Source organism: Streptomyces ziwulingensis (genome assembly GCF_039542605.1).
GTDB lineage: Bacteria > Actinomycetota > Actinomycetes > Streptomycetales > Streptomycetaceae > Streptomyces > Streptomyces ziwulingensis.
Genome location: NZ_BAABIG010000080.1, coordinates 101,001 through 112,796, shown reverse-complemented (window position 1 = coordinate 112,796; position 11,796 = coordinate 101,001). Strand labels below are relative to the sequence as shown.

Here is an 11,796-nt window from a genome sequence, read left to right as displayed (position 1 = left end):
GCGCCGCAGGTCAGTGACGTGGGCGCGGCGTCGCCATGCTGCCATCCGCGCGTACCGTGGCGATATGGGTGCCATGACGGATATCCGCGACCGGCCGAGGAAGGGAAGGTTGCCCCGGGCCGAGTCGTGCGGGCAATCCGGAGAGGACGGGAAGAGACCGGTGTCGCTGTTCTGGCGGATCTTCTCGCTCAACGCCGTGGGCCTGGTCGCGGCCACCGCCCTGCTGCTCGGGCCGGTCACCGTCTCCACCCCGGTCCTGCCGCACGAGGCGCTGATCCTGCTGGCCGGGCTCGTCGCGCTGCTGGCCGGCAACGCGGTCGTCCTGCGGCTCGGCCTCACCCCGCTGCGCCGCCTCGGCCGGGCCATGGCCACCGCCGACCTGCTGCGACCGGGGGCCCGCCCCGAGGTCGCCGGCCCCTCCGAGGCCGCCGAGCTGATCGCGACGTACAACACGATGCTCGACCGGCTCCAGGCCGAACGTGCCGCCGGGGCGGCCCGCGCGCTGCACGCCCAGGAGCGCGAGCGTCACCGCGTCGCCCGGGAACTCCACGACGAGGTCGGGCAGACCCTCACCGCCGTCCTCCTCCAGCTCAAGCGGGTCGCGGACCAGGTGCCGGGGGAACTGCGCGCGGAGGTGACCCTCTCCCAGGAGGCCACCCGGGCCGGGCTCGACGAGATCCGCCGCATCGCGCGCCGGCTGCGCCCCGGTGTCCTGGAGGAACTGGGCCTGGCCAGTGCCCTGCGCGCGCTCGCCACCGAGTTCGACCACCACGGGCTGGCCGTCCGCCACGACGTCCCCGGGGACCTGCCCCCGCTCACCCCGGAGGCGGAACTCGTGCTCTACCGGGTGGCCCAGGAGGGCCTGACCAACACCGCCCGGCACTCCTCTGCCGACCACGCCGGGATCACCCTGCGCAAGCTGCCCGGCGCCGTGGAACTCCTCGTCCGCGACAACGGCACCGGCGTCGGCGACGCCCCCGAGGGCGCCGGCATCAGCGGCATGCGGGAACGGGCCCTGCTGCTGGGAGCCGGCCTCTCGGTGGCACCCGGCCCCGACGGAGGCACCGACGTACGCCTGCGGGTACCCACCGCGACCGGAGGCCGCTGATGCCCGCGGCACCGCCCATCCGCGTCCTGCTCGCCGACGACCACACCCTCGTACGGCGCGGGGTGCGGCTGATCCTGGACGGCGAACCGGATCTGGAGGTGGTCGCCGAGGCCGGTGACGGCGCCGAGGCGGTCGCGGCGGCCCGCGCGACCGAGGCCGACCTCGCCGTCCTCGACGTCGCCATGCCCCGTATGACCGGCCTCCAGGCGGCCCGCGAACTCTCCCGCCGCCTGCCCGCCCTGCGCATCCTCATCCTGACGATGTACGACAACGAGCAGTACTTCTTCGAGGCGCTCAAGGCCGGGGCCTGCGGGTACGTCCTCAAATCCGTCGCCGACCGCGACCTGGTCGAGGCGTGCCGGGCCGCCGTGCGCGACGAGCCCTTCATCTACCCGGGCGCCGAGCGCGCCCTGGTCCGCGCCTACCTCGACCGCCTGCACCGCGGCGACGGCCTGCCCGAGCGGCCGATCACCGAACGCGAGGAGGAGATCCTCAAGCTCGTCGCCGAGGGCCACACCTCCAAGGAGATCGGCGAACTGCTCTTCATCAGCGCCAAGACCGTCGAACGCCACCGCGCCAACCTGCTGCAGAAGCTCGGCGTCCGCGACCGCCTGGAACTGACCCGGTACGCGATCCGGGCCGGCCTCATCGAGCCGTGACACCCCACCGAACCGCTGTGACCAGCGGTTGTCCGGGTTGTCCACAGGCGGCACGGCCACCGCCCGCGACCGCCTACCCTTGATGCCATGAGCAGCATCGACCGGAGCCAGTCCGTGGGCGGCACCCGCACATACGAGGTACGCACCTACGGGTGCCAGATGAACGTCCACGACTCCGAGCGATTGTCCGGCCTGCTGGAGGGCGCCGGTTACGTCCGCGCCCCCGAGGGCTCCGACGGCGACGCGGACGTCGTCGTGTTCAACACCTGCGCCGTGCGCGAGAACGCCGACAACAAGCTGTACGGCAACCTCGGCCGTCTCGCCCCCAGGAAGGTGAGCCGCCCCGGCATGCAGATCGCGGTCGGCGGCTGCCTGGCCCAGAAGGACCGCGACACCATCGTGAAGCGCGCCCCCTGGGTGGACGTCGTCTTCGGCACCCACAACATCGGCAAGCTGCCGGTGCTGCTGGAGCGCGCCCGCGTGCAGGAGGAGGCGCAGGTCGAGATCGCCGAGTCCCTGGAGGCGTTCCCCTCCACCCTGCCCACCCGGCGCGAGAGTGCCTACGCGGCCTGGGTCTCGATCTCCGTCGGCTGCAACAACACCTGCACGTTCTGCATCGTCCCCGCGCTGCGCGGCAAGGAGAAGGACCGTCGGCCCGGTGACATCCTCGCCGAGGTCGAGGCCCTGGTCGCCGAGGGCGTCAGCGAGATCACCCTGCTCGGGCAGAACGTCAACGCGTACGGCGCGGACATCGGCGACCGCGAGGCGTTCAGCAAGCTGCTGCGGGCCTGCGGGAAGATCGACGGCCTGGAGCGGGTCCGCTTCACCTCCCCGCACCCGCGCGACTTCACCGACGACGTCATCGCCGCCATGGCCGAGACGCCGAACGTGATGCCGCAGCTCCACATGCCGCTCCAGTCCGGCTCCGACCCGGTCCTGAAGGCGATGCGCCGCTCCTACCGCCAGGAGCGCTTCCTCGGCATCATCGAGAAGGTGCGGGCCGCCATTCCGCACGCGGCGATCACCACCGACATCATCGTGGGCTTCCCCGGCGAGACCGAGGAGGACTTCGAGCAGACCCTGCACACCCTCCGCGAGGCCCGCTTCGCGCAGGCGTACACCTTCCAGTACTCCAAGCGCCCCGGCACCCCGGCCGCCGAGATGGACGGCCAGATCCCCAAGAGCGTCGTCCAGGAGCGCTACGAGCGTCTCGTCGCCCTCCAGGAGGAGATCTCCTGGGACGAGAACAAGAAGCAGGTCGGCCGCACCCTGGAGCTGATGGTCGCCGAGGGCGAGGGCCGCAAGGACGGCGCCACCCGCCGCCTCTCCGGCCGCGCCCCCGACAACCGCCTCGTCCACTTCACCAAGCCGGACCAGGAGGTCCGCCCCGGTGACGTGGTGACGGTCGAGATCACCTACGCCGCCCCGCACCACCTCCTCGCCGAGGGTGAGGTGCTGCAGGTGCGCCGCACGCGCGCCGGTGACGCCTGGGAGAAGCGCAACGCCGCCGAACCGGCCAAGCCCGCCGGTGTGCTGCTGGGCCTGCCGAAGGTCGGCGTGCCCGCCCCGCTGCCGGTCGCGGCGAGCGGCTGCGGCTGCGACTGACCGCCCGGCCGGGGCTACGCTGCCGATCATGCTTGTCGCCGCCGCTGTCTGCCCCTGTCCGCCGCTCCTGGTTCCCGAGGTCGCCGCCGGGGCCGCCCCCGAGCTGGCCGCCGCGCGCGCCGCCTGCGCGGACGCGCTCGGGGTGCTCGCCGCCGCCCGGCCCGACCGGCTCGTGGTCGTCGGCCCGCTGGAGAGCGAAGGGTCACGGACGTACCCGTCCGGAGCGCGGGGCACGTTCTGCGGCTTCGGCGTACCCGTCGACGTGTGCCTCGGCGCGGACACCGGAGCGGGGGCCCGAGCCGAGGGCGCCGGGGCCGGGGCGGAGCTGCCGTACGGGCTCGCCGTCGGTGCCTGGCTGCTTCAGCGCACGCAGTGGGCGGTCGCCCCGGTCGAGGGCCTCGGCGTGGGGGACGGCCTCACCGCCGAGCGCTGCGCGGCGCTCGGGCGCGGCCTCACCGAGGACGCCGGCCGGGTGGCGATGCTCGTTCTGGGCGACGCGAGCGCCTGCCGCACGCTCAAGGCCCCCGGCTACCTCGACGAGCGGGCCGCCCCCTTCGACGCGGAGATCGGGCGGGCGCTGGGCGCGGCCGACCTGACCGCCCTGCACGCGCTGGACGCGGAACTGGCCCGGGAGCTGAAGGTGTCCGGACGCGCCCCTTGGCAGACGCTCGCGGGCGCGGCGGACGGCGCCGGACTCGGCGGCACGCTGCTGTACGAGGACGCGCCCTACGGAGTCGGTTACGTGGTGGCCGCCTGGTCATAGGTGGTGGCGCCGGGCACAGGTACGACGGCGGACGGCGGCGGAGCACGCCCGCTCCGCCGCCGTCCGCCGTCGTACCGGGCGCCGCCCCGGTCAGCCGGCCGGGGGCACCGGGCCGGACGGCGGGGTGCTGCCCGGCGTGCCGCCGCCGGGACCGGAACCGGGGCCCTCCTGGTGCGCGAGACGGTCCATGGCGTCCTTGGCCTTGCCCGTACCGGTCTGGATCCGGTCGCTGTACTTGCCCTTGGTCTTCTCGTCGACGGTCTTCGCCGCCCGGTCGAGTCCGTGCTGGATCTTGTCCCCGTGCTGCTGCGCGAGGTCCGAGACCTTGCCTTTCGCCGGGCCGAGCTTGGCCTTCAAGTTGTCCAGGAGACCCATGGTCCACCTTCCTCGCGGGCGGTTACCTGCGGGCGCCCTCGCCGGCCTCGTTGTCGACGGCTTCCCCGGCGGACTGCTGCTTGGGGATCTCGACAGCGTCGGACTCGGCGCCACCGGCGGCTTCCGCCGCCGTCGGCTCCACGGTCTCCCCGGCCCCGTCCGGCTTCCGCACCGGCGCCGGCTCCCCGGCCCGGGTCCCGGCCTCGGCGGCCGCCGCGTCGGCCGGCGCCTCGGCGGTCTTCGCCTCGACAGCCGGGGCCTCGGCGCCCCGAGTTTCCTCCGTGGTCTTCGACCTCCGAAGAAGCCGTGCAAAAACGCCCATATCAACTCCATAACCGTACTCGTGCGGGCCAGTTCCCGCGTCGCCCGGTGCGTCCGTCTGCGCGACCCGGGCCGCCGTCTCCGTGCTCCGGAGACGGGAACCTCGCAACGGGCAACGACCCCGCGAGCGCGACGTCACGCAACCCGTTCGAGAGCGCGTCCGGAGGTTTGCGAGACTGGGGCGGTGAGCAGCGCACCTTCCGCCCCCCGCGTCATCGCCGTCGTCGGACCGACCGCGGCCGGAAAATCCGATCTGGCCGTCTTCCTGGCCCAGCGGCTCGGCGGCGAGGTCGTCAACGCCGATTCCATGCAGCTCTACCGCGGGATGGACATCGGCACCGCCAAGCTGACGCCCGAGGAGCGCGCGGGGGTCCCGCACCACCTCCTGGACATCTGGGACGTGACCGTCGCCGCCTCCGTGGCCGAGTACCAGCGGCTCGCGCGGGAGCGGATCGACGCCCTGCTGGCAGCGGGCCGCCGGCCGGTCCTCGTCGGCGGCTCCGGCCTCTACGTGCGCGGGGCCGTCGACAAGATGGAGTTCCCCGGCACCGACCCCGAGGTCAGGGCCCGGCTGGAGGAGGAACTCGCACTGCGTGGCTCCGGGGCGCTGCACGCCCGCCTGACCGCGCTGGACCCGGCGGCCGGGCGGGCCATCCTGCCCGGCAACGGCCGCCGTATCGTCCGCGCCCTGGAGGTGATCGAGATCACCGGCAAACCCTTCACCGCCAACCTCCCCGGCCACGACTCGGTCTACGACACCGTGCAGATCGGCGTCGACGTGGCCCGCCCGGAACTGGACGACCGCATCGCGCGCCGCGTCGACCGCATGTGGGAGGCCGGGCTCGTCGAAGAAGTCAGCGCACTCCAGGCGCAGGGGTTGCGCGAGGGGCGTACGGCGTCGCGCGCGCTCGGCTACCAGCAGGTGCTCGCCGCGCTCGCCGGCGAGTGCACTCTCCAGGAGGCCCGGGACGAGACCGTCCGCGCCACCAAACGCTTCGCGCGCCGTCAGGATTCGTGGTTCAGGCGGGATCCGCGGGTGCACTGGTTGAGTGGGGCCGCGGCGGATCTGAGGGAACTTCCGGGGCTCGCGTTGTCGTTGGTCGAACGACCGGTTACAGCCTGATCACGTCATGGCATCGGGACGCCCCGGCCGTCATCGCGGCCTCCGGGGGCGTGCCATCATCGAGCTTCGATCGACCAAGTGGAGTCCAAGTGGGGAGGGCGCGTGGCGATGGAGGCCGGCCCTCGCGACACCGTGCCCAGTACCGGGCACGACGCTGTCGGACGCGGTGAAGCGGAATCCGCCGGAGACCGTCTGAGCCCGGACGGACCCGACGAGACGCGCGGCGGTGTGACGGCCGACGGACCCGAGCCCGGCGAGCTGTACCTGGCCGGCGAAGAGGTCGAGGTCGAGCTGCGCCCGCAGCGCCGGCTCCGCCTGTGGCAGCTCGCGCCCATCGTCTGCCTGGCCGCGGTCGGCTCCCTGATGTTCGCCTTCCCGCTCGCCTTCGACTTCGGCGACAGCGGCGCGGTGATCGCCATGCTGGGGCTGCTGATCTGCTCCTGCGCGGCCGGCTGGGGCATGATGGCCGCCCGCCGGGTGGGCCACACCTGGCCCGGCCTGCCCCCGCGCGGCTCCGGCCGCCGCCCCGACTGGCGGGTGGTCCTCGGCTACGTCGTGGTGGTCGCCGCGGTGATCGTCCTGGCCGTGTGGCGCGTGGCGCGCCTGCGCGGCTGACCCGCCCGCCCCCCATCCGCCGCGGCAGCCTGTGCGCGCCCCCCGTCCGTCGCGGCGGCCCGCGCGGCTCGTACCCCTCCCGCCGGACCGGCCGCGCCGCGCCGACCCCGTACGATCGAGGAATGAGCACGCGGATCGCCTTCCTCAAGGGTCACGGGACCGAGAACGACTTCGTGATCGTGCCGGACCCGGAGAACGCCGTCGACCTGCCGCCCGCCGCCGTCGCCGCCCTGTGCGACCGCCGCGCGGGCATCGGCGGTGACGGACTGCTGCACGTCGTGCGGTCCGCCGCGCACCCCGAGGCCCGCCACCTGGCGGCCGAGGCCGAGTGGTTCATGGACTACCGCAACGGCGACGGCTCGATCGCCGAGATGTGCGGCAACGGCGTGCGGGTCTTCGCGCGCTACCTCCAGCACGCCGGGTACGCGACCGAGGGCGACCTCGCCGTCGCCACCCGCGGCGGCGTGAAGAGCGTCCACCTCGCCAAGGCCGCATCGCACGCCGGTTCCGCCGCGGGCGACATCACCGTCGGCATGGGCCGGGCGGTGCTTCCCGAGGGGGACGTCACGGTGAGCGTGGGCGAGCGCGACTGGCCCGCGCGGAACGTGAACATGGGCAACCCGCACGCCGTCGCCTTCGTGGCCGACCTCGCGCACGCCGGCGACCTGCGCTCCCCGCCGCCGTTCCAGCCGGCCGCCGCCTACCCGGACGGCGTCAACGTCGAGTTCGTCGCCGACCGCGGCCCCGGGCACGTGGCGATGCGCGTGCACGAGCGCGGCGTCGGCGAGACCCGCTCGTGCGGCACGGGCGCCTGCGCCGTCGCCGTCGCCGCCGCCCGCCGGGACGGCGCCGACCCGGCCGTGACCGGGGCCCCGGCGACGTACCGGGTCGACCTGCCGGGCGGCACGCTCGTGATCACCGAGCGGCCCGACGGCGAGATCGAGATGACCGGCCCCGCGGTGATCGTCGCCGAGGGGGAGATCGACGCGGAGTGGCTGGCAGGTGCCGCCGGGTGAGCCCGGGTCCGGCCTTCGACACTCCGCACGGAAACGTAAACCTGGCGAGCATCCCTCGAATGGGTGATCCGTTTCACGCTCGACGAGAGGCGGTCAGGCGTACGTGATGGGCTCGATAGCATCAAGCACCGGCCCGGACGGAGGATTGACACCGCCCCCCGAGCGGTGTCCGCCTCGGCGCGCCCCGTCCACCGGTCCACGCAGCCGGAGGTGCCCATGAACGCGGAGGCCGCGAAACCAGCGAGCCCAGGTCCCGTGCCGCCCGCGACCGCCGTCGCCGTCACGCCGACAGCGCCCCGCCGCAAGGCCCGCCCCCGGCTCGATCTGCGCCGTCTCGGCCGGGCCGCGCTGCTCGGCCCCGCCGCCCGCGACCGGCTGCCCGACGCCATCGGCCACGTCGTGGAGGCGCACCGCGCCCACTATCCCGACGCCGCCATCGACTCCCTGCGCCGCGCCTATGTGCTGGCCGAGTCCTCGCACCGCGGCCAGACGCGCAAGAGCGGCGAGCCCTACATCACCCACCCGCTCGCGGTCACCCTCATCCTCGCCGAACTCGGCGCCGAGACCACGACGCTGACCGCCTCCCTCCTGCACGACACCGTCGAGGACACCGACGTCACCCTCGGCCAGGTCGGGAAGGAGTTCGGCGAGGAGGTCCGCTACCTCGTCGACGGCGTGACCAAGCTGGAGAAGGTCGACTACGGCGCCGCCGCCGAACCCGAGACCTTCCGCAAGATGCTCGTCGCCACCGGCAACGACGTCCGGGTGATGTCGATCAAACTCGCCGACCGGCTGCACAACATGCGCACTCTCGGCGTCATGCGCCAGGAGAAGCAGGAACGCATCGCCAAGGTGACCCGGGACGTCCTCATCCCGCTCGCCGAACGGCTCGGCGTCCAGGCGCTCAAGACCGAGCTGGAGGACCTCGTCTTCGCGGTCCTGCACCGCGAGGAGTACCGGCACACCCAGGAGCTGATCACCGAGAACGCCGCCCGCGCGGACGACCCGCTCGACCGGGCCGCCGACCAGGTGCGCGCCGTGCTCCGCGAGGCCGACATCCCCGCGGAGGTCCTGATCCGGCCCCGCCACCTCGTCTCGCTGCACCGCGCGGGCCGCAAACGGGGCCGGCTGCGCGGCGCCGACTTCGGCCGCCTGCTGGTCCTGGTGCAGGAGGACGCCGACTGTTACGCCGTCCTCGGCGAGCTGCACACCTGTATGACGCCCGTGGTCTCGGAGTTCAAGGACTTCATCGCCGTTCCCAAGTTCAACCTGTACCAGTCGCTGCACACCGCCGTGGCCCGCGAGGACGACGGCCAGGTCGTCGAGGTCCTCATCCGCACCCACCAGATGCACAAGGTCGCCGAGGCGGGAGTGGTCGCCCTCGGCAACCCCTACGCGGCCCCCGAGGAGCAGTCCGCGGGCGACGGCGAGCGCGTCGACCCCACCCGCCCCGGCTGGCTCTCCCGCCTCCTCGACTGGCAGCGGGCCGCCCCCGACCCCGACACCTTCTGGTCGACCCTGCGCGAGGACCTGGCCCAGGACCGCGAGATCACCGTCTTCCGGCCGGACGGCGGCAGCCTGGGCCTGCCCGAGGGCGCCACCTGCGTGGACGCCGCGTACGCGCAGTACGGCGAGGACGCGCACGCCGCCATCGGCGCCCGCGTCAACGGCCGGCTGGCCACCCTGAGCACCGTCCTGCGCGACGGCGACACGGTGCAGCTCCTGATGGGGCAGGACCCCGCCTCCGAGCCCTCCCGGGAGTGGCTGGAGCACGCCCACACCCCGGGTGCCCGGATCGCCATCCAGCGCTGGCTCACCGCCCACCCGGACCACGACGACACCCTGCGGGACGAGCGGCGGGGCGACACCACGCGTGCGGACGACTCCGTACGCGGCGGCACCCGGGACGGGAACGCCGGCGGGGACGGGAGCGGTGCCGGCCCGTCCGCCGACGCACGGCTGGTGGAACACCGCACCACCGAGGCGGCCACCGGCTCCTGGGCCGCCGCCGCCGTCCTCGTCGACCCGCCCGGCGCCACCGTACGGCTGGCCGGCTGCTGCACCCCCGTACCGCCCGACGAGGTCACCGGTTTCGCCGTGCGCGGGGGAGTGGTGACCGTGCACCGCGCTCAGTGCCCGGTGGTGGACCGCATGAAGAGCGCGGGGCGTACGGAGGTCGGGGTGCGCTGGGGCGACACCGCCGGGTGCCGGGTCACGCTCTTCGCCGAGTCGTTCGTCCGTCCGCATCTGCTGGCCGATCTCACCGAGGCGATGGCCTCGGAGGGCGCCGAGATCGTCTCCGCGACCGTCGAACCCCCGGACCGGCAGCGCGTCCGCCACACGTACACCGTGGAGCTGCCGGACGCCGCGCACCTGCCCACCCTCATGCGCGCCATGCGGAACGTGGCCGGCGTGTACGACGTGAACCGCGCGCAGCCGCAGACGTCCGGCGGCTGAGCCGGTCACGGGAGGGCGCGGACGTTCGGGCGGGCCGGGCGCGGAACGGTTCGGGTGCGCCGGGCGCGGGACCCGTTCGGGTGCGCCGGGCCTGGGACCCGTTCGGGTGCGCCGGGCGCGCGCCGCCGCCGTCGCGCCCGCGCCCGCTGATAGCCGTGGGGCATGCCGCACACCCCCCGCACTCCTCACCCCCCGACCTCCCGCCCGCGGGCGAGGCCGCGGCGGCTGCGGGCAGCCGCGCTGCTCGCCCCGGCCGTCTCCGTCTGCCTGATCGCCGCGAGCGCCCCGCCGTCCCCGCTGGGCGTCGGCGACCGCCTCTTCCCGCACCTGGGGAATCCGGGTTACGACGTGGCGGCGTACGACCTGTCGTTCACCTACTCCGGCAGCAACACGAAGCCGCTCCGGGCCGTCACCACGATCGACGCCAGGATCACGGCCGACCTGGACCGGATCAACCTGGACTTCGCCCACGGCACCGTCGACTCCGTGACGGTGGACGGCGAGCCGGCCGCGTTCACCACCGCGGGAGAGGACCTGGTCGTCACGCCGGCGGACCCGCTGGACGAGGACGACCGGACCCGGATCACCGTGCGGCACACCAGCGATCCCGCCTCCCCAGAGGGACGCGAGGGCGGCTGGGTGCGCACCGCGGACGGCCTCGTCATGGCCAACCAGGCCGACGCCGCCCACCTGGTCTTCCCGTGCAACGACCACCCCTCCGACAAGGCGTACTTCACCTTCCGGATCACCGCGCCCGACGGTCACACGGTCGTCGCGAGCGGCCTCCCCGCCGACCGGGCCGACCGGGCCGACCGGGCCGACCGGGCCGACCAGGACGGCCGGGCCGACGGTGCGACCACCTGGACGTACCGCACCCGGCACCCCATGGCCACCGAACTCGCCCAGGTCTCCCTCGGCCGGACCACGGTCCTGCGCCGCACCGGCCCGCACGGACTCCCCGTGCGCGACGTCGTGCCCACGCGGTACCGCGAGGCCGTCGAACCCTGGCTGGAGAAGACTTCCGGCCACATCTCCTGGATGGAGCGCAAGGTCGGCCCCTACCCGTTCGAGACGTACGGCCTGCTGATGGCCGACGCCGACACCGGCTTCGCACTGGAGACCCAGACGCTCTCCCTCTTCGAGCGGAGACTGTTCACCGAGCCCGCGTACCCGGAGTGGTACGTCGAGACGATCATGGTGCACGAGCTGGCCCACCAGTGGTTCGGCGACAGCGTGAGCCCCCGCACCTGGTCCGACCTGTGGCTCAACGAGGGCCACGCCACCTGGTACGAGGCCCTCTACGCCGAGGAGAAGGCCGACAAGCCCCTCGCGGCGCGGATGAAGGCCGCCTACGGCGCCTCCGACCGCTGGCGCGCCACCGGCGGACCGCCCGCCGAGCCCAAGGTGCCCGAGCCCGGCCGCAGGACCGGCATCTTCCGGCCCAACGTCTACGACGGCTCCGCGCTGGTGCTCTACGCGCTGCGCCAGGAGATCGGCCGCCCGGCCTTCGAGTACCTGGAGCGGATCTGGGTGACCCGCCACAAGGACGGCGTGGCGTCCACCAGCGACTTCATCCGGCTCGCCGCCGAGGTGAGCGGCCGTGACCTGGACGGCTTCTTCCAGGCGTGGCTGTACGGGGAGAAGACGCCGCCGATGCCGGGCCACCCGGACTGGAAGCCCACGAGGACGGACGCCGAACCCGCGCCCGGTTCCACACCGGCCCCGAACCAGTGACCCACGGGTACTGAACCGGT

At 73.9% G+C, this 11,796-nt stretch carries 11 protein-coding genes; 9 read left to right on the top strand and 2 right to left on the bottom strand.

Annotated features, from left to right (window positions below):
* Nucleotides 1–64: 64 nt before the first annotated feature.
* From ABEB00_RS30945 to ABEB00_RS30930, 4 genes are all read left to right on the top strand, one after another.
* Complete coding sequence (locus ABEB00_RS30945; RefSeq protein WP_345623956.1) at nucleotides 65–1,108, top strand: HAMP domain-containing sensor histidine kinase; 1,044 nt, start codon at nucleotides 65–67, stop codon at nucleotides 1,106–1,108.
* The gene (locus ABEB00_RS30940; protein WP_345623954.1) at nucleotides 1,108–1,767 is read left to right on the top strand and encodes a response regulator; all 660 of its coding nucleotides are present in this window, start codon (nucleotides 1,108–1,110) and stop codon (nucleotides 1,765–1,767) included. The genes ABEB00_RS30945 and ABEB00_RS30940 overlap by 1 nt, the downstream gene beginning before the upstream one ends.
* A gap of 87 nt (nucleotides 1,768–1,854) precedes the next feature.
* Entirely contained in the window at nucleotides 1,855–3,372 is a 1,518-nt protein-coding gene (gene miaB, locus ABEB00_RS30935; protein ID WP_345623953.1) for a tRNA (N6-isopentenyl adenosine(37)-C2)-methylthiotransferase MiaB, read from the top strand.
* 28 nt (nucleotides 3,373–3,400) lie between these two features.
* On the top strand, nucleotides 3,401–4,135 hold the full coding sequence (locus tag ABEB00_RS30930; protein ID WP_345623952.1) for a class III extradiol dioxygenase subunit B-like domain-containing protein: 735 nt from the start codon (nucleotides 3,401–3,403) through the stop codon (nucleotides 4,133–4,135).
* 90 nt (nucleotides 4,136–4,225) lie between these two features.
* Here the strand turns inward: ABEB00_RS30930 and ABEB00_RS30925 are convergent, their stop codons facing one another.
* On the bottom strand, nucleotides 4,226–4,510 hold the full coding sequence (locus tag ABEB00_RS30925) for an antitoxin (protein ID WP_345623951.1): 285 nt from the start codon (nucleotides 4,508–4,510) through the stop codon (nucleotides 4,226–4,228).
* A 22-nt stretch (nucleotides 4,511–4,532) separates the two neighbouring features.
* On the bottom strand, nucleotides 4,533–4,832 hold the full coding sequence (locus ABEB00_RS30920; RefSeq protein WP_345623949.1) for a hypothetical protein: 300 nt from the start codon (nucleotides 4,830–4,832) through the stop codon (nucleotides 4,533–4,535).
* A 183-nt stretch (nucleotides 4,833–5,015) separates the two neighbouring features.
* Here ABEB00_RS30920 and miaA point away from each other — a divergent pair, with 183 nt between their 5' ends.
* From miaA to ABEB00_RS30895, 5 genes are all read left to right on the top strand, one after another.
* Entirely contained in the window at nucleotides 5,016–5,954 is a 939-nt protein-coding gene (miaA, locus tag ABEB00_RS30915; protein ID WP_345623948.1) for a tRNA (adenosine(37)-N6)-dimethylallyltransferase MiaA, read from the top strand.
* A 108-nt stretch (nucleotides 5,955–6,062) separates the two neighbouring features.
* On the top strand, nucleotides 6,063–6,569 hold the full coding sequence (locus tag ABEB00_RS30910) for a hypothetical protein (protein ID WP_345623998.1): 507 nt from the start codon (nucleotides 6,063–6,065) through the stop codon (nucleotides 6,567–6,569).
* A 122-nt stretch (nucleotides 6,570–6,691) separates the two neighbouring features.
* Nucleotides 6,692–7,585, top strand: coding sequence for a diaminopimelate epimerase (dapF, locus tag ABEB00_RS30905; RefSeq protein WP_345623946.1), 894 nt, complete (start codon nucleotides 6,692–6,694; stop codon nucleotides 7,583–7,585).
* 216 nt (nucleotides 7,586–7,801) lie between these two features.
* Entirely contained in the window at nucleotides 7,802–10,042 is a 2,241-nt protein-coding gene (locus tag ABEB00_RS30900) for a RelA/SpoT family protein (RefSeq protein WP_345623945.1), read from the top strand.
* A gap of 162 nt (nucleotides 10,043–10,204) precedes the next feature.
* The gene (locus tag ABEB00_RS30895; protein WP_345623943.1) at nucleotides 10,205–11,776 is read left to right on the top strand and encodes a M1 family metallopeptidase; all 1,572 of its coding nucleotides are present in this window, start codon (nucleotides 10,205–10,207) and stop codon (nucleotides 11,774–11,776) included.
* Nucleotides 11,777–11,796: the final 20 nt, after the last annotated feature.

Coding starts and splice junctions, on each gene's coding strand:
- ABEB00_RS30945 (WP_345623956.1), top strand. CDS start 65: ATGGGTGCCATGACGGATATCCGCGACCGGCCGAGGAAGGGAAGGTTG.
- ABEB00_RS30940 (WP_345623954.1), top strand. CDS start 1,108: ATGCCCGCGGCACCGCCCATCCGCGTCCTGCTCGCCGACGACCACACC.
- miaB (WP_345623953.1), top strand. CDS start 1,855: ATGAGCAGCATCGACCGGAGCCAGTCCGTGGGCGGCACCCGCACATAC.
- ABEB00_RS30930 (WP_345623952.1), top strand. CDS start 3,401: ATGCTTGTCGCCGCCGCTGTCTGCCCCTGTCCGCCGCTCCTGGTTCCC.
- ABEB00_RS30925 (WP_345623951.1), bottom strand. CDS start 4,510: ATGGGTCTCCTGGACAACTTGAAGGCCAAGCTCGGCCCGGCGAAAGGC.
- ABEB00_RS30920 (WP_345623949.1), bottom strand. CDS start 4,832: ATGGGCGTTTTTGCACGGCTTCTTCGGAGGTCGAAGACCACGGAGGAA.
- ABEB00_RS30910 (WP_345623998.1), top strand. CDS start 6,063: ATGGAGGCCGGCCCTCGCGACACCGTGCCCAGTACCGGGCACGACGCT.
- dapF (WP_345623946.1), top strand. CDS start 6,692: ATGAGCACGCGGATCGCCTTCCTCAAGGGTCACGGGACCGAGAACGAC.
- ABEB00_RS30900 (WP_345623945.1), top strand. CDS start 7,802: ATGAACGCGGAGGCCGCGAAACCAGCGAGCCCAGGTCCCGTGCCGCCC.
- ABEB00_RS30895 (WP_345623943.1), top strand. CDS start 10,205: ATGCCGCACACCCCCCGCACTCCTCACCCCCCGACCTCCCGCCCGCGG.